Here is a 20,619-nt window from a genome sequence, read left to right on the forward strand (position 1 = left end):
AGAGGCCCGGCCACTCTGAAAGTGCGCGCGCTTTCCGAGCCGGGATCAGTCGTCGAGGGTGAGGGCCAGGTAGACGTCGACCTGGTGGGGGAAGGCGGTGAGGTCGACGCCGAGGAGTTCGCTCGCGCGCGCGATGCGGTACCGCAGGGTGTTCACGTGGATGTGCAGGGCCTTGGCCGTGACCGCCGGGGAGCCGCTGCATTCCAGGAACACCCGCACGGTGTGCACCAGATCGCTGCGCTGCGCCGCGTCGTAGGCCAGCAGCGGGCCGAGCAGGCGGTCGCGCACCGAGCGCCGCAACTCGTCCGGGACCCCGGCGACCAGCAGCCGGTGCACGCCGATCTCGTCGCCCGCGACGACCGCGATCGGTTCGGCGCGCTGGGCCGCGGCAACGGCTGCGTGCCGGGCTTCCTGGAAGGCCCCGCGCAGCCCGGCGAGTGTCGCGGGCCCGCCCACGCCCAGCAGCACCCGGGAAACCGGCAACCGGGGCGCCACCGCGGACAACGCCGCGGTCGCCGCGGAGGTCCAGTCCTCCGGCCACCCGCCGTCGGCGACCACCAGCGCGTAGGCGTCCGCGCCGACCTCGCCGACCAGGCTCCGGGAATCCGGATCCGCGAGCAGTTCGGCGAGCAACTCGGCGCCGATCCGGGGCTCGCCGTCCGGGGTGCGGGCCAGCAGGACCCGCAGCGCGGTGTCCTCGTCGAGCCCGGTCGCGGCGAACGCGGTCGCCAGGTCGCCGCCGGATCCGGCCAGCAGCCGCAGCAGGGGCTCGGCGACCCGGTCGGCCACCCGCCGGACCTCGTCCGCCCGCGACCGTTCCAGGCCGATCAGGCTGGCCAGTTCGTCGGCGATCTCGGCCTGGCCGGTGCCGAGTTCCGCGGCCACGACCAGTTCCCACGGCACCGCGAAGCGTCCGGGAATCGGCAGCCGGGTGATTCCGTCGCCCGGGCCGGTTTCCGCGACCACCCGGCCGGTGCCGGAGACGACCCGGCACGCCGCCGCCAACTCGGTCGCGCCGCGCCGGAGCAGCGCGGGCAGCGAGGCGTCCTCGGTCGCGGTGGACAGCAACCGCCTCCGGGACACCCCCGATCCGGTGGTGAGCGCCAGGACCACCCGTTCGGTGATGATCGCGAAGGACAGGTCGGGAGACGCTTCCAGCAGCGGGATGCGGTGCCGCTCGCACGCCTCGACCAGATCGGCCGGGATGCCACCCGTATCGGCGCCGGAGGCCGCCAGCGCCGCGGCGCCCGCGCGGGCGAGCGCGGCGACGAACGGTTCGGCGTCGCCCGGTTCCCGCCACCACAGCAGCCCGGTCAGGACCAGCTCACCGGCGGAGAGGTACCGGCTCGGATCGGGCAGTTCGGTGCCGTAGATCCGGGTGACCTCGCGGTCGAGCAGCCCGGCGCCGGTACGCAGTCGTAACCTGAGCTCGGGCATTTCCAAGAGATGTTTCACGACCGTCATCAGATTTGTAGGAAAGCACAAATCCGCAGCGTTCGGGCGCCTCAGGTTCATGTTTTGGCACCGTTGCCCCTCGGTCTGCCGGGATGTGTACTGGGACACACCTGCGCCGCACCAAGGAGCTCAACCGTGGATTTCCTGCGTCCCACCTCGCTGTCCGAGGCGCTCGCGCTCAAGGCCGAGCGGCCCGACGCGGTGCCCATCGCGGGCGGCACCGACGTCATGGTCGAGCTGAACTTCGACCACCGGCGGCCCGCCGCGCTGCTCGACCTGAACCGGGTCGGTGAACTGGCCGAATGGTCCACTTCGGACGGAGTGGTCGCGCTCGGCGCCGCGGTGCCGTACGTGCGGGTCATCGCCGAACTGGGCGAGGCGCTGCCCGCGCTGTCGATGGCGTCGCGCACGGTCGGCTCGCCGCAGATCCGCAACCGCGGCACCGTGGGCGGGAACCTCGGCGCCGCCTCGCCCGCCGGGGACACCCATCCGGTGCTGCTCGCCGCGGGCGCGAGCGTCGAGGTGGCCTCGGTCCGCGGTTCGCGCCGCATCCCGGCCGAGGAGTTCTACCTCGGCGTGAAGCGCAACGCGCTGGAGCCCGACGAGCTGATCATCGCGATCCACCTCCCGGCCGCGGCCGGTCCCCAGCAGTTCGCGAAGGTCGGCACCCGCAACGCCATGGTCATCGCGGTGTGCTCGTTCGCCGTGGCGCTGCATCCGGAAGAAGCCCGCGTCGGTGCGGCGGTCGGTTCCGCGGCCCCGACCCCGCGCCGGGCCATCGAGGCGGAGGAGTTCCTCACCGCCGAGCTGACCGACACCCGGTTGTGGGAAACCCGCGCGCCGATCCGCGATTCGGTCCGCCGCCGGTTCGGCGCGCTCGCCGCGTCGGCCGCGAGTCCCATCGACGACGTCCGCGGCACCGCCGAATACCGCAGGCACGCCCTTTCCGTCCTGGCCCGAAGGACGCTTACCTGGGCGTGGAACGACTACCAGGGGAGTGAGCGCTCGTGCGCCTGAACGTGACGGTCAACGGCGACGCCAAGCAGGCCGACGACGTGTGGGAGGGCGAGAGCCTGCTGTACGTGCTGCGCGAGCGGCTCGGCCTCCCCGGTTCCAAGAATGCCTGCGAACAGGGCGAATGCGGTTCGTGCACGGTCTACCTCGACGACGTTCCGGTGTGCTCGTGCCTGGTCGCCGCCGGGCAGGCCGAGGGCCGCGAGGTCCGGACCGTGGAGGGCCTGGCCGAGGGCGAGCGGCTCGACCCGGTCCAGCAGTCCTTTGTGGACGCGGGTGCGGTGCAGTGCGGTTTCTGCACGCCCGGACTGGTCGTCGCGGCCCACGATCTGCTGAACCGGGTCGCCGAGCCGACCGACGAGGAGATCCGCGAGGCGCTGGCCGGGAACCTGTGCCGGTGCACCGGTTACGAGAAGATCCTGGACGCGGTCCGGCAGGCGGCGAGGACGCGATGAGCACCACCGTCCTCGAGCACGCCGCCGTGTCCACTGTGGACGCCGACGGCGCCGAGTTCCGCGACGGGCACGTGGTCGTGGCGGACGACCGGATCCAGGCCGTCGGCGAAGGCCCGGCGCCCGAGATCTCCGGCGCGCACACCCGGATCGACGCGACCGGCTGCCTGATCACCCCCGGCCTGGTGAACACCCACCACCACCTCTACCAGTGGGCGACCCGGGGCCTCGCCGCCGATCACACCCTGTTCCAGTGGCTGACCGCGCTCTACCCGGTGTGGAACCGACTGGACGCCGGGATCACGCACGCGGCGGCGACCGCGGGCCTGGCCCGGCTGGCGCTCACCGGCTGCACCACGGTGGCCGATCACCACTACGTCTTCCCGAACGACGGCGGCGACCAGATGGACGCGCTGGTGTCGGCGGTCGGCCGGATCGGGGTGCGGGCGCAGCTCGTCCGCGGTTCGATGGACCGCGGCGAATCCGACGGCGGGCTGCCCCCGGACAACCTGGTGGAGAGCACCGAGGACGCGCTGCTCGGCACCGAGGCCGCGATCGACGCCTACCACGATCCCGCGCCGGACGCCCGGATCCGGATCTCCGCCGGGCCGTGTTCGCCGTTCACCGTCACCGAGGAACTGATGTCCCGGTCGGCGGATCTGGCGCGGCGCAAGGGAGTCCGGTTGCACACGCACCTCGCCGAGACCCTCGACGAGGAGGAGCAGTGCCTGCGGGAGGTCGGCTGCACGCCCGCCGAGTACGCCGACAAACTCGGCTGGGTGGGCGAGGACGTCTGGCTCGCGCACACCGTGCACCTGGCGCCCGAGGCGATCCGGCGGCTCGGCGCGACCCGCACCGGATCGGCGCACTGCCCGACCTCCAACGGCCGCCTGGGCGCCGGGATCGCCCCGGTGCGCGCGCTGCTCGACGCGGGCGTCCCGGTCGGGCTCGGCGTCGACGGGGCCGCGTCCAACGAATCCGGCGGCCTCGGCGAGGAACTGCACCAGGCGTTGCTGCAGGCCCGCCAGCGCGGCGGCCCGACCGGGCTGACCACGCGCGAGGCGTTGTGGATGGGCACCATGGGCGGCGCGCGGTGCCTGGGCCGGGAGGACGAACTCGGTTCGCTGGAACCGGGCAAGCTGGCCGATCTCGCGGTGTGGCGGCTCGACGGCCTGAACCACGCCGGGATCGAGGATCCGGTGGCCGCGCTCGTGCTCGGCGCGACCCCGCCGCTGACCCTGCTCCTGGTGGGCGGGAAAACCGTGGTGGCGGACGGCGAGCTGCGCACCGACGACGAATCGCGGATCGCCGCCGAACTGCGCGCCGCGAGCGGGAGGCTTCGATGAGTACTTCGACGGAAACCGGCCAGGTGACCGGTTCGGTCAACGGGATCGGCGGCAGCCCGCAGCGGCCCGACGGCACGATCAAGGTGCGCGGTGAGTTCGCCTACTCCTCGGATCTGTGGCACGAGGACATGTTGTGGGGCGCCACGCTGCGCAGCCCGCATCCGTACGCCCGCATCCGCGGCATCGACATCACCGACGCGCTCGCCGTGCCGGGTGTCTACGCGGTGCTCACGCACGAGGACGTGCCGGGGGTGAACCGGTACGGCCTGGAACATCCCGACCAGCCGGTGCTCGCGGTGGATGTCGTGCGCTACCAAGGAGAACCGGTCGCGCTGGTGGCCGCGGACCATCCGGAGACCGCGCGGCGGGCGATGAAGCGGATCCGCGTCGACTACCAGGTGCTCGACCCGGTCACCGACGCCGAGCAGGCGGTCGAGGGCGCCGCCCCCGATCTGCACCCGGACGGGAACGTCGTGCGGTACGTGCCGATCCGTGCCGGTGACCCGGAGGCGACCGCCGAGGTGGTGGTCACCGGCTCGTACGAGGTCGGCATGCAGGACCAGGCGTTCCTCGGCCCGGAATCCGGGCTCGCGGTGCCCGCCGAGGACGGCGGCGTCGACCTGTACGTGGCGACCCAGTGGCTGCACGTGGACCAGCGGCAGGTGGTCGCCGCGCTCGGGCTGCCCGCGGACAAGGTGCGGCTGACCCTCGGCGGGGTCGGCGGCGCGTTCGGCGGCCGCGAGGACCTGTCCATCCAGGTGCACGCCTGCCTGCTCGCGCTGCACACCGGCAAAGCGGTGAAGATGGTCTACAACCGCGAGGAATCCTTCTACGGGCACGTGCACCGGCATCCGGCCACGCTGCACTACGAGCACGGCGCCGATCGGGACGGGAAGCTGGTCTACGTCAAGGCGCGGATCTTCCTCGACGGCGGCGCGTACGCCTCGTCGACCCCGGCCGTGGTGGCGAACGCGGCGACCCTGGGCGTGGGGCCGTACGAGGTGCCGAACGTGTCGATCGACTGCTGGGGCGCCTACACCAACAACCCGCCGTGCGGTGCGATGCGCGGATTCGGCGCGGTGCAGGCGGCGTTCGCCTACGAGTCGCAAATGGACAGGCTGGCCGAGGCGTGCGGCCTGGACCCGGTCGAGGTGCGCGTGCGCAACGCGATGCGCGAGGGAACGAGGATGCCGACCGGGCAGGTCGTCGACTCGGCGGCGCCGATCGCCGAACTGCTCCGGCGGGTGGAGCGCAAACCGCTGCCGCCCGAGCGTTCCGGCGACTACGACCTGCGCACGCTGCCCGGCGGGGTGTCCAACACCACGCACGGCGAGGGCGTCGTGCGCGGGGTCGGCTACGCGGTGGGCATCAAGAACATCTGCTTCTCCGAGGGGTTCGACGACTACTCGACCGCGCGGGTGCGGCTGCAGGTGATCGGCGGCGAACCCGCCGCGCTGGTGCACACCGCGGCCTGCGAGGTGGGGCAGGGACTGGTCACCATCATCCAGCAGATCGCGCGCACCGAACTGGGCGTGGAACGGGTGACCATCCAGCCGATGGACACCTCGATCGGCAACGCGGGGTCCACCTCGGCGTCCCGGCAGACCTACGTCACCGGGGGCGCGGTCCGCGCCGCCTGCCTCGCCGTGCGGTCCGCGCTGTTCACCCACGCCGAGGGCAAACTCGGCCGTGCGCGCGGGCAACTCAGCGTCTCGGGCGGCAAGCTGATCTCCTCCGACGAGGGCGTGCTCGCCGATTTGGTGGATGTCCTGGGCGAAACCGTGCTCGACGAGACGATCGAATGGCGGCACCGGCCGACCGAAGCGCTGGATCCCGAGACCGGCCAGGGCAACGCGCACGTGCAGTACGGGTTCGCGGCGCACCGGGCGGTGGTGGACGTGGACACCGAACTGGGCCTGGTCAAGGTGATCGCGCTGGACTGCGCGCAGGACGTCGGCAAGGCGCTCAACCCGCAAGCCGTCCTCGGCCAGATCCAGGGCGGCTCGGCGCAGGGGCTCGGGCTCGCGGTGATGGAGGAGATCCAGACCGCGGACGGGAAGATCCGCAACCCGTCCTTCACCGACTACCTGATCCCGACCGTGCTCGACATGCCACCGATGAGCATCGACGTCCTGGAACTGGCCGATCCCCACGCGCCGTATGGTCTGCGCGGGGTCGGGGAACCGCCGACGATCTCCTCCACCCCGGCGATCGTCGCGGCCATCCGGGCCGCCACCGGCAAGGCGCTGAACCGGGTCCCGGTCCGGCCCGAGCACCTCACCGGCACCTGAGCCAACACCGAACGGAGACTTCTGTGGGTACCACCTTGTCTTTTGTGGACAATGCCGAGCAGGAATGGCTGCGCCAGGCCGTCCGGCTGGCCACCGAGAACGTGGCGGCGGGCGGCGGGCCGTTCGGCGCGATGATCATCCGGGATGGCGAGACGATCGCCACCGGCACCAACCAGGTCACCCCGACCCTGGACCCGACCGCGCACGCCGAGGTCGTCGCGATCCGCGCGGCGTGCCAGGCGATCGGGGACTTCCGGCTGACCGGCTGCGTGCTGGTCTCCTCGTGCGAACCGTGCCCGCTGTGCCTGTCCGCCGCGCTGTGGGCGCGGCTGGACCGGGTGCTCTACGCCGCCGACCGGCACGACGCGGCGCGGGCCGGATTCGACGACCGCGAGTTCTACGAGCTCTTCTCCCAGCCGAGGCACACCTGGCCGGTACCCGTAGGCCAGTTGTCTCTTGTGGACGGTAACCAGCCGTTCCAGGCATGGCAGGCGAAAACCGACAAGGTCGCCTACTGACCCACCCCTGCTGGGCTCCTCGGCCGGGCCGAGGGGCTTGGTCGAGCACGCCCGCGATGTCGTGGAGGCCGGTATGACCCAGTTGCGCACGGACCGACCGCACCACCCGCCCGAGCCCCAACCGGGAAGAGCGTCCGCACTGGACCGCTTCTTCCGGATCACCGCGAGAGACAGCACGTTCGGCCGCGAGGTGCGCGGCGGGGTCACCACCTTCGTCGCGATGTGCTACATCGTGCTGCTCAACCCGCTGATCCTCGGCGCGTCGGCGGACATCACCGGCGCGCGCCTGTCGACCGAGCAGGTCACCACGGCGACCGCGCTGGCCGCCGGGGTGACCACGATCCTGATGGGACTGGTCGGCAACGCGCCGCTCGCGCTGGCCGCCGGGCTCGGCGTGAACGGCGTGGTGGCCTTCCAGATGGCGCCGGAGATGACCTGGGCGCAGGCCTTCGGGCTGGTCGTGCTGGAGGGCGTGTGCATCGTGCTGATGGCGGTTTCCGGGGTGCGGGAACGGATCATCAACGCGATCCCGATGCCGCTGAAGACGGCGATCACCGTCGGCATCGGCCTGTACATCGCCCTGGTCGGCCTGGTCAGCGCCGGGTTCGTGACCCGGACCCCGGACGCGGCGAACTCGACCGTGCCGGTGCGTATGGGACTCGGCGGGCACCTGATGGGCTGGCCGATCGTGATCTTCTGCGTCGGGCTGCTGCTGATGATCGTGCTGGTCAGCCGCGCGGTGCCGGGTGCGGTGCTGCTGTCCATCCTGGTGGCGACCGTGCTCGCGATCGTGGTCAACACCGTGTTCGACGTGCACGGCTGGGGCCTGGTCGAACCCCAGGTGCCCGAGCACGTCGTCGCGACCCCGGATTTCGGGCTGCTCGGCCGGATCGACCTGTTCGGCGGGTTCGGTTCGGCGGGGGTGGTGACCGCGAGCGTGTTCCTGTTCACCCTGGTGCTCTCCGGCTTCTTCGACGCCATGGGCACGATCACCAGCGTGTCCGAGGAGGCGGGCCTGACCAGGGACGGGAAGGTCGAGGGCATGGGCCGGATCCTGCTGGTGGACGGGGCCGGGGCGCTGGCCGGCGGGGTCACCGGATCCGCGCCGAACACGGTGTTCCTGGAATCCGCGGCCGGGGTCGGCGAGGGCGCGCGCACCGGGCTGGCCAGCCTGGTCACCGGCGGGCTGTTCACCGCGACCCTGTTCCTGACCCCGATCGCCGCGGTGGTCCCGGCGCAGGCCGCCGCGCCCGCGCTGGTGGTGATCGGCGGGATGATGATGGCGCAGTGCCGCCGGATTCCCTGGCAGGACATCGACTTCGCGATTCCGGTGTTCCTCACCGCGGCGTTGATCCCGTTCACCTACTCGATCACCAACGGCATCGGCGCGGGCCTGATCGCCTACGTGCTGATCAAACTCGGCAAGCGGAAGTGGCGTGAGATCGGCTGGCTGCTGGGTGTGCTGGCCGCGATCTTCTTCGTCTACTTCGCCGTCGAAGGAATCACCTCGGCACTGCAATAGGAAAGGAACCGGCCATGCCCCTGATGTTCCTCAACGGTGGCGGGATGCGCGGGGGACCGTTGCACGAGCAGCTGCGGGGTGCGCCGCTGCTGTGCACCGCGCGGTCCGCGCCGAAGTACCGGTACTTCTCGGTCGGGGACCGGTTCCCGGCGATGCACGAGGTCGCCTCCGGCGGGGCCGCAGTGCTCGGCGAGGTCTACGACCTGCCGCTCGCGGTGTTGCGGGAGCACCTGATCCCGGCCGAACCGCCGGAACTCGAGCTGGGCGTGATCGAGCTCGACGACGGCGGCGCCTGCCTGGCGACCGTGCTGCGCAAGTCCTGTGTGGACAGTGCGGAACTGGTGGACATCACCGAGTTCGGCGACTGGCGGGCCTACCGCGCGGCGCGGGGGTTCACCGGCTGAGCACGATCCCGTGCTCCAGGGCGCGGATGATGAACTCGGTGGCGGAATGCCGGGGTAGCTCGCCGTCCCGGACGGCATCCCAACCGGCGTAGACCAACATCCAGAGCACCCGGAGCAGCCATTCGATGCTCGCTTCGGGGTCCAGGACGCCCTCTTCCTGGCCCCGGAGCATGAGCCCCGCGACCGGTTCGTTGGCGGTCTCGAAACTGGCGAGGAAGGTCTCCTCTTCCTCCAGCAGTCGCTCGTTGAACAGGAAGAGCAGCCACGGGCCGAGCCCGAAGAACGCGTGCACCAGCCTGCGCAGCGCCTCGACCGCGGTGCCCTGGTCGAGACCGGCGTCCGCGGCCGCCTGCCGCATGCGGACCACCGATTCGTCGGACAGGGCGGTGATCAGGTCGGAGCGTTCGGGGAAGTAGCGGTGCAGGGTGCTGCGCCCGACCCCCGCGGCGGCGGCGACGTCGGCGAGCGAGGCCTTCGGGCGCTGGGAGAGCACGGTCGCCGCGGCCTCGACGATGGCCTGCCGGGTGCGGCTCCGGGTGCTCGATTCGGCGGCTGTGGACACGCGGATCACTGTAGCAAGTGCCGTCCCAGATAGGGGTGGTGAAGTTTATTTATGAGACATCGGTGTCCCGTTTTGGTAGCTTGGTGATCAGACTCCACGTGAATCCGATCCCAGGGGGCATAGTGACCAGCGAGAACGCGACTACCGAACCACCGGCTCGGCGCTGGCAGAACATCAAGGTCCTGTGGTCGTTCGTCCGGCCGCACCGGCTGGTGGTGCTGCTCGGCCTGGTGCTGGGGCTGGCCACCACCGGCGCCGAGCTGGTCACCCCGCTGGTGACCAAGTGGGTGCTCGACGCGCTCGCCGTCTCGGGGCCGATCTCGGAAGCGGTGTGGCTGCTGATCGCGTTGCTGATCGGCGGGCTGGTGCTGGGCCTTTGCCAGGCGATCCTGCTCGGCACGATGGCCGAACGGATCGTGCTCGACGCCCGGACGTCGATGGTCCGCCGGTTGTTCCGGGTGCGGATCGGCGAGCTCGCGAAGCGGCCGAGCGGCGAGTTCGTCACCCGGGTCACCTCGGACACGGTGATGCTGCGCGAGGCGGCCACCTCGGGGGTGGTCGACTTCGTCAACGGGATCGTGGGGTTGTTCGGGGCGCTGGCCCTGATGGCGGTGCTGGACTGGGTGCTGCTGGTCACCACGCTCGCGTCGCTGGCGCTGGTCGGGCTCGCGTTCGCGGTCCTGATGCCGCGGCTGGCCAAGGTGCAGCGGAACGCGCAGGCCGCGGTCGGGCGGCTGGGCGGGGTGCTGGAAGGCGCCCTGCGGGCGGTGCGCACGGTCAAGTCGAGCCGGGCCGAGCACCGCGAGAGCGAGCGAATCCTCGGCGAGGCGCGGGAATCCACCCGGCAGAGCGTGCGGGCGGTCCGGATCGAGGCGACCGCGTGGACGGTGGCCGGCGGCGGCGTGCAGCTCGCGATCCTGATCATCCTCGGGCTCGGCGCGTGGCGGGTGAGCGCGGGGCTGTTGCCGGTGTCGAGCCTGATCGCGTTCCTGCTCTACGCGTTCCAGGTGATGAACCCGGTGGAGCAGCTGTCGAAGACGATCACTTCGTGGCAGTCCGGGGTGGCCGCCGCGGCGCGGATCCGGGAGGTGCAGGGGCTGGAGGTCGAGCACGCGGGCGAAACGTCCGGCGCGGCCGTCCCGGGCAACGCCGCGGTGCTGTCGTTCCGGAACGTGACGGCCCGGTACGCGCCGGGCGCCGCCCCGGCGGTCGAGGGGATTTCGCTGGACATCCCGCGGGTCGGGCACACCGCGATCGTCGGCCCGTCCGGGGCGGGCAAGACCACGATGTTCTCGCTGATGCTCCGGTTCCTGCAGCCCGAACGTGGGGAGCTGACCCTGGACGGGGTGCCGTTCGACCAGTGGTCGCTGGAGGATGTGCGCAAGCGGATCGTCTACGTCGAGCAGGACACCCCGCTGCTGCCGGGGACCCTGCGGGAGAACCTGCTGTACACGCACGCCGACGCCGACGAGGAGGCGATCTGGTCGGCGCTGCGTGCGGTGCGGCTGGCGGATCGCGCGCGGGTTCTCGGCCTGGACACCGTGCTGTCCAGTTCGACGATCTCCGGTGGCGAACGGCAGCGCATCGCCCTGGCGCGGGCGCTCGTCGGCGACCCGGAGATCCTCCTGCTCGACGAGGCCACCGCCCAGCTCGACGGCCTCACCGAAGCCGCCGTGCACGACGCGATCGACCGGATCTCCAGCCGGGGCGCCGTGATCACCATCGCCCACCGACTGTCCACAGTGGTCGACGCGGACCGGATCTTCGTGCTGGAAAACGGAACCTGCCGAGCCAGCGGCACCCACGCGGAGCTGCTGGCGAGCGACGACCTGTACCGCGACCTGGTCGCCGCCCTCCGCATCGGCGCCATCGACCAACCCGCGCCGGCCTGCCCCGAGGTCGTGAGTGGACAGACCGGTTAGAGCCGGCCGCGACACGCACGACCCCCGGGGCCCGGTGGCCTCACTCGACCTGCTGGCAGCGGGGTGCGGCGAGCACGGCGGTGACCAGTTCGGGAGTCCGGATCGCCGGAATCAGCGATTTGATCGCACCGACCGCGTCTTCCTGGACGGCGGCCATGTCCTTCGCGGCTCGGTCGTGGGCGGCGGTGTTGTTCGCCGACGCCGCGTCCAGCTGGGTTTTCGCGGCGACGGTCCTGTCCCGTGCGGCGGTGAACTTCTCCAGGGAGGTCTTCTTCGCGGCGTCTCCGGCCGGGGCCGGGGCGGGTGGGAGCGCGGTCAACCCGTCGATCGCCCTGCCCAGGATGGTCGCGTATTCACCGAGCCAGTCGCTGGTCTCCCGCTTCGCCTGTCCGGCGGTGACGGTGCCGGACGTTATCTTGGCCCCGCTCGCCTTGCTGGCCGCGGCGAAGTCCCCGATCGTGCCGCAGTAGCCGTCCACCCAGCGGACGGCCGCTTCGGAATTGGCACTGCTCGGCGGAGGTGCCACCGGACTCGGCGGTGGTGCGGCCGATTTGGTGTCGGAGTTACAGCCGGACAAAGTCAGCGCGGCCGCGAAAAGGCCGGCAACGGCACAGTGGTGTCTTCGCACTCGCATGGTGTTCTCCCCCATCGGTAAGTACTACCGACACGCCTCACCGGGTGCGGGGGTTGCCTCGCCCGAAAATCAGGTTCAGCACCACCGCGACCACGCATCCCGCGCTGATGCCCGAATCCATCACGGTCTGCACGGCCGACGGGAAGTGCTCGTAGAACTTCGGCGCGGCGATCGGGATCAGGCCGACGCCGAGCGACGCCGCGACGATGGTGATGTTCGCCGGGTTGTCGAAGGACGCCTTGGCCAGCGTGCGGATCCCGGCCACCGCGACGCTGCCGAACAGCACCAGCCCGGCCCCGCCGAGCACCGGTTGCGGCACCAGCGCGATGATCCCGCCGGTCACCGGGAACACGCCGAGCACCACCAGCACCGCGCCGCTCGCCGCGACCACGTACCGGCTCACCATCCTGGTCAGGGCGACCAGGCCGACGTTCTGCGCGAACGCGGTGCAGGCGAACCCGCCGAAGATCGTGCTCACCGCGGTCGCCAGGCCGTCCGCGCGCAGGCCGTCGGCGAGGGTGCGCGAAGTGGTCGGGCGGCCCACGATCTCGCCGAGTGCCAGCAGATCCGCGGTGCTCTCGGCCATCACCACCAGCATCACGATCGCCATCGACACGATCGTCGCGAGATCGAACGCGGGCGCGCCGAAGTGGAACGGGGTGGCGATGCCGAACGCCGGGGCCTGGGACAGCGTCGAAGTGTCCACTTCACCCAGCGGCCACGCGACCAGCGTGCCGACGACCAGACCGAGCAGCAGCGCGATCCGGCCCCAGAAACCGGGCAGGAACCGGGTGAACGCGAGCACCGCGAGCAGGGTGATCCCGGCCAGCAGCAGCCCGGACGGTTCGGCCGTCGGCTGCTGCGCCGAGATCCACTTGATCGCCACCGGCAGCAGGGAGACCCCGATCAGGGTGATCACCGTGCCGGTCACCAGCGGCGGGAAGAACCGCGTGAGCCGGGAGAAGAACGGCGCCGCGAGCACCACCAGCGCGCCGCCGATCAGCGTCGCGCCGTAGACCACGCCGAGCGCGTCGGCGGGCCCGTGCTGGGCGGCGATCGACAGCACCGGCGCGACCGTGGCGAACGTGACGCCGTTGACCAGCGGCAGCCGGGCGCCGAACCGCCACACCCCGAGCGTCTGCAACAGCGTCGCCAGGCCCGCGGTGAACAGGCTCGCGCTGATCAGCAGGCTGAGCTGGCCGGGACTCAGCCCGACCGCCGCGCCGATGATCAGCGGGGGCGCGACCACCCCCGCGTACATCGCCGCGACGTGCTGCACGCCGCCCACGATCAGTTGCAGCGCGGGCGGTTTCCGGTCGACCGGATGCACACCGGTGCCCGGTTCGGTGGTGGTGGCGGTCATCTCGGGCTCCCTAGAACGCGGGCAGGGTGTGCCAGGCCAGGCCCGCGTCTTCCGCGTCATCGCGCAGGACGGTGCCCTCGATCAGGCCGTACGGGCGGTCGGCGGCGTAGAAGACCTCGTTCTCGTTCTTCAGCCCGAACGGGGACAGGTCCACCAGGAAGTGGTGCTTGTTCGGCATGGACAGCCGGATCTCGGCGACCTCGGGGCGCGCTCGCAGCACCGCCTCGCCCATCGCGTACAGCGTCTGCTGCAACGAAAGGCTGTGCTTGGTGGCGAACGTTTCCAGCAGGATCCGGCGGATCTCGCCGAAACTGGCGTGCCAGTCCACTCCGTTCGAGGCGTACCGCCAGCGCGCGGTCACCGCGGTGGCCAGGATCCGGTCGTTCGTCTCGGCGAGCGTGGTGTAGCGGTCCCGGGGAAATCCGTGGAACTCCGAACCGGTCGATTTGAGCACCACCAGGTCCGTCAGGCCGGAAACGACCCATTCCTTGCCGTCCTGCACGGTGACCGCGGTGGTCCGCTTCTCGTCCCCGGCGCGGGAGAACGCGTGGTCGTGTTCGCGGCCGTCCACCGGGATCCGGTCCCAGCCGTGCTCGTCGATCAGGATCCGCGCGCCGGTGATGTGGCTGAACTCGCCCACGAAGTGCTTCGCCAGGCGCAGCGCGAAATCCTCGATCTCGCCCACCGGGCTTTCCTTCGCGAAGGCGTACACGGTGTTCTTCTGCGTGTCCGTCGCGACGACGTCGGCGTTGTCGCCGGTGAGGTGCGTGTCCTCGAGGCGGCCGCGCAGCGCCGTGGACACGGTGAGGTCCTTGAGGTGGTGCACCGGTCCGGTCCGGTTCACCGTCACGAGGCGTACCTCGGCCTTGCCGTACTGGTTGGGGCCCAGGGTGATGGCCACGGCGGATCAGCTCCCTCGGTAGGTGGAATAGGCGAACGGGCTGAGCAGGATCGGGACGTGGTGGTGCGCCTGGGGGTCGGTGATCCGGAAGCACACGGTGATTTCCGGGAAGAAGCAGTCCGCGCCGAGGTAGGACTCGGTGTCGAAGACGAGCCGGTACACGCCCGCCTCCAGGCGATCCGGGCCGAGATCGCGGATCCGGCCGTCGTCGTCGGTCCGGCCCGCGGCGACGAGGGACCAGCCGTCGCCGCGGGCTTCCAGCCGGACGGGAACCCCCGCCGCCGGGCGCCCGGCCGAGGCGTCGAGCACGTGGGTGGTCACCAGACTCATGCGGTCACCGCTTTCTCCAGCCGCAGCTGGGCGATCTTGGCGAGTTCCGAACCCGCGACGGCGAGTTCGGTCTCGGGGTCGTTGGCGAGGCGGGCGCGCAGATCGGCGAGCAGCTCGCCGCCGCTCCGCCCGCTCGCGCAGACCAGGTAGACGTGCCCGAACCGCTCCTCGTACGCGGCGTTGGCGGCGCGGAACTCCGCGGCGGCCGAATCGTCCACTCCGGACTGCTCGGACCGCGACCACCTCGCCCCGGTGTCGTCCTTCGCGGGCTTCTCACCGATGCGCGGATGCGCGTCCATGGCGCGCCGGATCTCCTCCGGCAGCAGCGGGGTGGCCGCCTTCGCGGCGAGGAACACCGCTTCCAGATCGGGATAGGGCCGCCCGGCCAGCACGGCGTCCACCCAGCGGGGCACATCGAGGCAGGCGGTGAGCAGCGCGCGAACCCGCTCGGGATCGGTGCGGTTGAACTCGTCGAGATCGAGTGGCATGCGGGCCCCTCAGGCAGAGTTTCGCATTGCGGAAATCTAATTCTGATCTGAAGACGTTACGGCCGCATATCCCGACCGTCAACAGTTTGTTGAAGATGATCTTGTGGTGCTCATGAGCTGCGGTTGAGGTAGTTGTACACCGTGAACCGGGTGACGCCGAGTGCCTCGGCGACGGTCACCACCGACTTGCGGATGGCGAACGCGCCGCGTTCCTCGAGCAGCCGGACCGCGCGCTGCTTGCCCGGCCGGTCCAGTTCGGCGAGCCGCGCGCCGAGTTGGGCTTCGACCTCCCGGATGAGCCGCTCCAGGGCGCTGGGCGCCGCGCTCGCCGCCGGGATGTCGGCGCCGGTGGTGAGCTGGAGGGTCAGCCGGGTGGCGCCGCCCTCCAGGGCCGCCCGCGCGATCGCCGGAAGCGCGTCGAGCAGGGCCTGCGGCTCGCCGCGCACCGCGGTGCCGAGCGGTCCGAAATCGGTGCTCAGTCCCGCTTCGAGGGCGGCCTCGTTCGCCCGGACCGCGTGCTCGGGTGGTTCGCCCTCGCCGCGGAAGGGCTCGGTCGTGAACTCGGCTTTCAGCTCCACGCCAGCACGGTAGCCGCCCGGCCGGACCGTTGACGAGAGCCGAGCGGTGGGGCTACTGTCGTTATGCGAAATCAAGTTTCCACAATACGAAATCTTGGCGAGGTGCCCATGGGACACGCCCTGCGCTACGACGTCAACCTGTCGCTGCTGTTCACCGAACTTCCGATCGAGCGGCGGCCCGCCGCGGCCCGGGAAGCCGGGTTCGACGCGATCGAGTTCTGGTGGCCGTTCGACACCGCGGCGCCCGGCGACCGCGAGGTCACCGCGTTCGTCCGCGCGGTCACCGACGCCGGGGTCGAGCTGGTCGGCCTCAACTTCTTCGCCGGGGACATGCCCGCGGGCGATCGGGGGCTGGTGTCCTGGATCGGCCGCGAAGCCGAGTTCGAGGACGCGGTCGCCGCCGCGATCGGCATCGCGGCGGAAACCGGCTGCCGCACGTTCAACGCCTTGTACGGCAACCGGATCGACGGCGCCGAACCGGCCGCACAGGACGAGCTGGCACTGTCCAATCTGGACTTCGCCGCCGCGGCCGCGGCGCGGATCGGCGCTCGGCTGGTGCTCGAACCGCTGTCCGGCGCCGAGCGGTATCCGCTGCGCACCGCGGCCGACGCGGTCGCGGTGCTCGACAAGGCGGGCAAGGACAACATCGGCTTGCTCGCCGACCTCTACCACCTCGGCGTCAACGGCGACGACCTGGACGCGGTGATCGCCGAGCACACGCCCCGGATCGGGCACGTGCAGATCGCCGACGTACCCGGCCGCCACGAACCGGGCACCGGGGAACAGGACATCCAGGGCTACCTGACCAAGTTGGAAGCGGCGGGCTACACCGGATTCGTCGGCCTGGAGTACAAGCCGACCGGCGAATCCGCCGATTCGTTCGGGTGGCTGCCGCGCGAGCGAAGGGGAAGCGAATGACGAACGTGGGATTCATCGGCCTCGGCATCATGGGCTCGCCGATGGCCGCGCACCTGGCAACCGCCGGACACGAAGTGCGCGGCTACGACGTGAACGCCGGCGCCGTCGAGCGGCTGGTGGCCGCCGGTGGGCACGGCGCCTCGGGCGTCACCGACGCCGTGGCGGGCGCCGAAGTCGTGATCACCATGCTGCCCAACCACCCGCACGTCGAGCAGGTGGTGTTCGGCTCGGGCGGCGTGCTGGAGACGGCCAAACCGGGCACCCTGCTGATCGATATGAGCACCATCCGGCCGGAGACCTCGCTGGAGATCGCGCAAGCCGCGCGGGACAAGGAGATCCGGGTGCTGGACGCCCCGGTGTCCGGTGGCGAGGCGGGCGCGAAGCAGGCCGCTCTGTCCATTATGGTCGGTGGGGAGGCGGACGACTTCGCCGCCGCTCGCCCGTTCTTCGAGGTGGTCGGCAAGACCATCGTGCACGTCGGCCCGCACGGCGCGGGCCAGGTCGTCAAGGCCGCCAACCAGCTGCTGGTCGGCGGGATCTACGGCCTGGTCGGCGAGGCGATCGTGCTGATGGAGGCCTCCGGGGTGGACGCGGGCGTCGGCCTGGACGTGCTGGCCGGTGGCCTGGCCGCCAACCGGATTCTGGACCTGAAACGCGAGTCGATGGTGGCCCGCGAGTTCCAGCCCGGTTTCCGGATCGACCTGCACCACAAGGACATGGGCATCGCCCTGGCCGCCGCCCGGCAGGCCGAGGTCGCGCTGCCGCTGACCGGGCTGGTCGCCCAGCTCGTCGCCGCCGGGCGAGCCATGGGGTACGGCTCGCTGGACCATTCCGCGCTGCTCAAGGTCACCGAGCAGCTTTCCGGTCGAGCCTGAGAAAGGGACGATCATGCCCAGAATTCCCGTCATGCAAGCCGTCGTCGAGGTGCTGGCCAGCGAGGGCGTGGACACCGTGTTCGGCTGCCCCGGCGCGGCGATTCTCCCGCTGTACCAAGCATTGCAGGGCAGCGGCATCGAGCACCTCGTGGTGCGCCACGAGGAGGGCGCGACCCATATGGCCGACGGCTGGGCGCGCACCAACGGCAACGTGGGCGTCGCGATCGGCACCTCCGGGCCGGCCGGGACGAACATGATCACCGGGCTGTACACCGCGCAGGCCGATTCGATCCCGATCCTGTGCATCACCGGCCAGGCCGCGTCGGCCAAACTGCACCAGGAGGCGTTCCAGGCGGTCGACATCGTGGAGATCGCCAAACCGGTCACGAAGTGGGCCGTGCAGGCCAAGGAGGCCGCCCAGTTGCCGTGGCTGTTCCGGGAGGCGTTCCGGATCGCCCGGTCCGGCCGCCCCGGCCCGGTGCTCATCGACCTGCCGATCGACGTGCAGAAGCAGGAGATCGAATGGGACTCCAGCATCGACGCGCCACTGCCGGTGACCCGGCCCGAGCCCGCGGTCGCCCGGGTCGAACGGGCGCTGGACCTGCTGCTCGCCGCCGAGCGCCCGCTGATCCTGGCCGGTGGCGGGGTCGTTCTCGGCGAGGCCGACGAGGCGCTGCGCGCGGTCGCCGAACGGCTCGGCGTGCCGGTCGGCGTGACCTTGATGGGCAAGGGCGGCTTCCCGGAGGACCACGCGCTGTTCGCCGGGATGGCCGGGATCCAGACCTCGCAGCGCTGGGCGAACGCCGCCTTCCTCCGCTCCGATCTGGTGCTCGCGCTGGGCGCCCGGTTCGGCGACCGGCACACCGGCGATCTGGACGTGTACCGGGGTGAGCGCAAGTTCATCCACGTGGACATCGAACCCACCCAGCTGGGCAAGGTGTTCGGCCCCGACCTGGGGATCGTCTCGGACACCCGCGCGTTCCTCACCGAACTGCTGGCGGCCGCCGAGCGCCGGTCCGCGGCCCCGGACTGGCGGGACTGGGTGGCCGAACTGGCCCGGTTGAAGGAGCTGCTGCCCCGGCGCGAGGACTTCGACGACACCCCGATCAAGGCCCCGCGGGTGTTCAAGGAGATCAACGAGTTCTACGGCGAGGACGCGTACTTCGTCACCGCGATCGGGCTGTACCAGATCTGGTCCGGGCAGTTCCAGCGCGCGCACAAACCGCGCCACTACCAGGTCTGCGGGCAGGCCGGGCCGCTCGGCTGGGAGATCCCCGCGGCGATCGGGGTGAAGAAGGCCCGCCCGGACGCCGAGGTGGTCGGCGTGGTCGGCGACTACTCGTTCCAGTTCCTGGTCGAGGAGCTGGCGGTCGCCGCCCAGTACGACGTTCCGTTCGTGCTGATCATGCTGAACAACGAGTACCTCGGCCTGATCCGCCAGGCCGAGACCGGGTACGGGATGAACTACCAGGTGGACATCCACTACGACACGATCGGCACGGACAACGTCAAGATCATGGAGGCGTACGGCTGTTCCGGGACCCGGGTTTCCGAACCGGGGGAGATCCGCGAGTCGCTGGAATGGGCGCGCAAGGAGGCCGAGCGCACGAACCGGCCGGTGCTGGTCGAGATCATGATCGAACGGGAGGCGAACGCGGCCATGGGCACCGCGCTGGACAGTGTGGTTGAGTTCGAAGCGGTTCCCTAGCAGGAAGGTGTGCGAGTGGATCTGGTGTTCAAGGCGCCGCGCGTGGTGCTCGACGGCGGCGAGGCGGCGTGCAGCATCGGGGTGGTCGACGGCCGGATCGCGGCGGTGGAGCCGCTGGATTCCGGGCTGACCGGCGACCGGGTCGTCGAACTCGGCGCGGACACCGTGCTGCTGCCCGGGCTGGTCGACGCGCACGTGCACGTCAACGACCCCGGGCGCAGCGAATGGGAGGGCTTCGAGACCGCGACCCGGGCGGCGGCGGCCGGTGGCGTGACCACGATCGTCGACATGCCGCTGAACAGCCTCCCGCCGACGGTCGACGTGGCGGCGCTGGCGGTCAAGCGCGAGTCCGCGCGCGGCCGGGTGTACGTCGACGTGGGTTTCTGGGGCGGGGCGATCCCCGGCAACCTCGGTGACCTGCGCGGCCTGCACGAGGCCGGGGTGTTCGGGTTCAAATGCTTCCTGCTGCACTCCGGGGTGGACGAGTTCCCGCCGCTCGACCCGGCCGGGCTGGAGGAATCGCTGCGCGAGCTGACCGCGTTCGGCGGGATGATGATCGTGCACGCGGAGGACGCCGACACCATCGACCACGCGCCCGCGCCCGACGGCGTGCACTTCGCCGACTTCCTGCGGTCGCGGCCGCCGGGGGCGGAGAACGTGGCGATCGCGCGGGTGATCGAACTGGCGCGGCGGACCGGGGCGCGGGTGCACATCCTGCACCTGTCCTCGGCCGAGGCGATCCCGCTCATCGCCGAGGCCCGGCGGGACGGGGTCGCGATCACCGCGGAGACCTGCCCGCACTACCTGAGCTTCATCGCCGAGGAGATCGGCGACGGGGCCACGCAGTTCAAGTGCTGCCCGCCGATCCGCGAGGCGGCGAACCGGGAACTGCTGTGGCGCGGGCTCGCCGACGGCGTGATCGACTGCGTGGTCAGCGACCATTCGCCGTGCACGGCCGAGTTGAAGCGCGGCGATTTCGGGGCGGCCTGGGGCGGGATCGCGAGCCTGCAGCTCGGCCTGCCCGCGGTGTGGACGCAGGCGCGGCAGCGGGGGTTCGCACTGGCCGACGTGGTGCGGTGGATGGCCGAGGCGCCCGCCGACCAGGTCGGGCTGGCGCGCAAGGGCCGGATCGCGGTCGGCGCGGACGCGGACTTCTGCGTGTTCGCGCCGGACGAGGCGTTCGTGGTGGACGTGGCGAAGCTGTACCACCGCAATCCGGTGAGCGCCTACCACGGGCGCCCGCTCGCCGGGGTGGTACGCGGAACGTGGTTGCGGGGTAAGGAGATCACCGGTGAGCCGTTCGGTGAACTGCTCGTCCGGGGCTGAACAGGAGGCGAT

Annotated in this window: 20 protein-coding genes; 12 read left to right on the forward strand and 8 right to left on the reverse strand. The window is 71.1% G+C overall.

The annotated features are described in order from the left end of the window. Positions 1–45 precede the first annotated feature (45 nt). Positions 46–1,464 carry a PucR family transcriptional regulator gene (locus tag FXO23_RS30455; RefSeq protein ID WP_158888926.1) on the reverse strand — a complete coding sequence of 473 codons (1,419 nt, stop codon included), beginning with the start codon at positions 1,462–1,464 and terminating at the stop codon, positions 46–48. 126 nt (positions 1,465–1,590) lie between these two features. Between FXO23_RS30455 and FXO23_RS30460 the strand changes: the two genes are divergently transcribed. From FXO23_RS30460 to FXO23_RS30490, 7 genes are all read left to right on the forward strand, one after another. Further along, on the forward strand, positions 1,591–2,472 hold the full coding sequence (locus FXO23_RS30460) for an FAD binding domain-containing protein (RefSeq protein ID WP_158888927.1): 882 nt from the start codon (positions 1,591–1,593) through the stop codon (positions 2,470–2,472). After that, positions 2,463–2,924, forward strand: coding sequence for a (2Fe-2S)-binding protein (locus tag FXO23_RS30465; RefSeq protein ID WP_158888928.1), 462 nt, complete (start codon positions 2,463–2,465; stop codon positions 2,922–2,924). The genes FXO23_RS30460 and FXO23_RS30465 overlap by 10 nt, the downstream gene beginning before the upstream one ends. After that, entirely contained in the window at positions 2,921–4,267 is a 1,347-nt protein-coding gene (locus FXO23_RS30470) for an 8-oxoguanine deaminase (RefSeq protein ID WP_158888929.1), read from the forward strand. The genes FXO23_RS30465 and FXO23_RS30470 overlap by 4 nt, the downstream gene beginning before the upstream one ends. Further along, positions 4,264–6,558: a xanthine dehydrogenase subunit D gene (gene pucD / locus FXO23_RS30475; protein ID WP_158888930.1), complete on the forward strand. Its 2,295-nt coding sequence runs from the start codon at positions 4,264–4,266 to the stop codon at positions 6,556–6,558. The genes FXO23_RS30470 and pucD overlap by 4 nt, the downstream gene beginning before the upstream one ends. A gap of 23 nt (positions 6,559–6,581) precedes the next feature. After that, the gene (locus FXO23_RS30480) at positions 6,582–7,076 is read left to right on the forward strand and encodes a nucleoside deaminase (protein WP_158888931.1); all 495 of its coding nucleotides are present in this window, start codon (positions 6,582–6,584) and stop codon (positions 7,074–7,076) included. Positions 7,077–7,149: 73 nt separating this feature from the next. Then, complete coding sequence (locus FXO23_RS30485; protein ID WP_158888932.1) at positions 7,150–8,598, forward strand: NCS2 family permease; 1,449 nt, start codon at positions 7,150–7,152, stop codon at positions 8,596–8,598. Between the two features lie 14 nt (positions 8,599–8,612). Then, positions 8,613–9,002 carry an allophanate hydrolase-related protein gene (locus FXO23_RS30490; protein ID WP_158888933.1) on the forward strand — a complete coding sequence of 130 codons (390 nt, stop codon included), beginning with the start codon at positions 8,613–8,615 and terminating at the stop codon, positions 9,000–9,002. Here FXO23_RS30490 and FXO23_RS30495 read toward each other — a convergent pair. Further along, positions 8,992–9,564 carry a TetR/AcrR family transcriptional regulator gene (locus FXO23_RS30495; RefSeq protein ID WP_218952188.1) on the reverse strand — a complete coding sequence of 191 codons (573 nt, stop codon included), beginning with the start codon at positions 9,562–9,564 and terminating at the stop codon, positions 8,992–8,994. The genes FXO23_RS30490 and FXO23_RS30495 overlap by 11 nt on opposite strands. Positions 9,565–9,686: 122 nt before the next feature. On the opposite strand from FXO23_RS30495, the gene FXO23_RS30500 reads away from it, so the two are divergent. Then, entirely contained in the window at positions 9,687–11,486 is a 1,800-nt protein-coding gene (locus FXO23_RS30500; protein ID WP_246258033.1) for an ABC transporter ATP-binding protein, read from the forward strand. A 40-nt stretch (positions 11,487–11,526) separates the two neighbouring features. Here the strand turns inward: FXO23_RS30500 and FXO23_RS30505 are convergent, their stop codons facing one another. The 6 genes from FXO23_RS30505 to FXO23_RS30530 form a co-directional block, all read right to left on the reverse strand. Further along, positions 11,527–12,012, reverse strand: a complete 486-nt coding sequence (locus tag FXO23_RS30505; RefSeq protein WP_246258035.1) for a hypothetical protein — start codon at positions 12,010–12,012, stop codon at positions 11,527–11,529. A 145-nt stretch (positions 12,013–12,157) separates the two neighbouring features. Next, the gene (locus FXO23_RS30510; RefSeq protein WP_158888936.1) at positions 12,158–13,483 is read right to left on the reverse strand and encodes a nucleobase:cation symporter-2 family protein; all 1,326 of its coding nucleotides are present in this window, start codon (positions 13,481–13,483) and stop codon (positions 12,158–12,160) included. Positions 13,484–13,493: 10 nt separating this feature from the next. Next, positions 13,494–14,384 carry a factor-independent urate hydroxylase gene (gene pucL, locus FXO23_RS30515; protein ID WP_158888937.1) on the reverse strand — a complete coding sequence of 297 codons (891 nt, stop codon included), beginning with the start codon at positions 14,382–14,384 and terminating at the stop codon, positions 13,494–13,496. A gap of 6 nt (positions 14,385–14,390) precedes the next feature. Next, positions 14,391–14,714, reverse strand: coding sequence for a hydroxyisourate hydrolase (gene uraH / locus FXO23_RS30520; RefSeq protein ID WP_158888938.1), 324 nt, complete (start codon positions 14,712–14,714; stop codon positions 14,391–14,393). Then, a complete protein-coding gene (gene uraD, locus FXO23_RS30525) occupies positions 14,711–15,202 on the reverse strand; it encodes a 2-oxo-4-hydroxy-4-carboxy-5-ureidoimidazoline decarboxylase (protein ID WP_158888939.1) in 492 nt (163 codons plus the stop codon). The genes uraH and uraD overlap by 4 nt, the downstream gene beginning before the upstream one ends. A gap of 110 nt (positions 15,203–15,312) precedes the next feature. Next, positions 15,313–15,780, reverse strand: coding sequence for a helix-turn-helix domain-containing protein (locus FXO23_RS30530; RefSeq protein WP_158888940.1), 468 nt, complete (start codon positions 15,778–15,780; stop codon positions 15,313–15,315). A 108-nt stretch (positions 15,781–15,888) separates the two neighbouring features. Between FXO23_RS30530 and FXO23_RS30535 the strand changes: the two genes are divergently transcribed. From FXO23_RS30535 to allB, 4 genes are read left to right on the forward strand one after another with little or no spacing between them, the layout of a single operon-like run. Then, positions 15,889–16,698 carry a hydroxypyruvate isomerase family protein gene (locus FXO23_RS30535; RefSeq protein ID WP_158888941.1) on the forward strand — a complete coding sequence of 270 codons (810 nt, stop codon included), beginning with the start codon at positions 15,889–15,891 and terminating at the stop codon, positions 16,696–16,698. After that, a complete protein-coding gene (locus tag FXO23_RS30540; protein ID WP_158888942.1) occupies positions 16,695–17,573 on the forward strand; it encodes a 2-hydroxy-3-oxopropionate reductase in 879 nt (292 codons plus the stop codon). The genes FXO23_RS30535 and FXO23_RS30540 overlap by 4 nt, the downstream gene beginning before the upstream one ends. Before the next feature lie 13 nt (positions 17,574–17,586). Next, positions 17,587–19,281, forward strand: a complete 1,695-nt coding sequence (gcl, locus tag FXO23_RS30545) for a glyoxylate carboligase (RefSeq protein ID WP_158888943.1) — start codon at positions 17,587–17,589, stop codon at positions 19,279–19,281. Between the two features lie 15 nt (positions 19,282–19,296). Continuing rightward, complete coding sequence (allB, locus tag FXO23_RS30550; RefSeq protein ID WP_158888944.1) at positions 19,297–20,607, forward strand: allantoinase AllB; 1,311 nt, start codon at positions 19,297–19,299, stop codon at positions 20,605–20,607. Positions 20,608–20,619: the final 12 nt, after the last annotated feature.

The sequence above is a fragment of the Amycolatopsis anabasis genome (assembly GCF_009765355.1).
Taxonomy (GTDB): Bacteria; Actinomycetota; Actinomycetes; order Mycobacteriales; family Pseudonocardiaceae; genus Amycolatopsis; species Amycolatopsis anabasis.

Bases quoted from the DNA above. Each gene is read 5' to 3' on its own strand.
- FXO23_RS30485 (WP_158888932.1), top strand. From the start codon at position 7,150: ATGACCCAGTTGCGCACGGACCGACCGCACCACCCGCCCGAGCCCCAA.
- FXO23_RS30540 (WP_158888942.1), top strand. From the start codon at position 16,695: ATGACGAACGTGGGATTCATCGGCCTCGGCATCATGGGCTCGCCGATG.
- FXO23_RS30470 (WP_158888929.1), top strand. From the start codon at position 2,921: ATGAGCACCACCGTCCTCGAGCACGCCGCCGTGTCCACTGTGGACGCC.
- FXO23_RS30535 (WP_158888941.1), top strand. From the start codon at position 15,889: ATGGGACACGCCCTGCGCTACGACGTCAACCTGTCGCTGCTGTTCACC.
- FXO23_RS30490 (WP_158888933.1), top strand. From the start codon at position 8,613: ATGCCCCTGATGTTCCTCAACGGTGGCGGGATGCGCGGGGGACCGTTG.
- uraH (WP_158888938.1), bottom strand. From the start codon at position 14,714: ATGAGTCTGGTGACCACCCACGTGCTCGACGCCTCGGCCGGGCGCCCG.
- pucD (WP_158888930.1), top strand. From the start codon at position 4,264: ATGAGTACTTCGACGGAAACCGGCCAGGTGACCGGTTCGGTCAACGGG.
- gcl (WP_158888943.1), top strand. From the start codon at position 17,587: ATGCCCAGAATTCCCGTCATGCAAGCCGTCGTCGAGGTGCTGGCCAGC.
- FXO23_RS30510 (WP_158888936.1), bottom strand. From the start codon at position 13,483: ATGACCGCCACCACCACCGAACCGGGCACCGGTGTGCATCCGGTCGAC.
- FXO23_RS30455 (WP_158888926.1), bottom strand. From the start codon at position 1,464: ATGACGGTCGTGAAACATCTCTTGGAAATGCCCGAGCTCAGGTTACGA.
- uraD (WP_158888939.1), bottom strand. From the start codon at position 15,202: ATGCCACTCGATCTCGACGAGTTCAACCGCACCGATCCCGAGCGGGTT.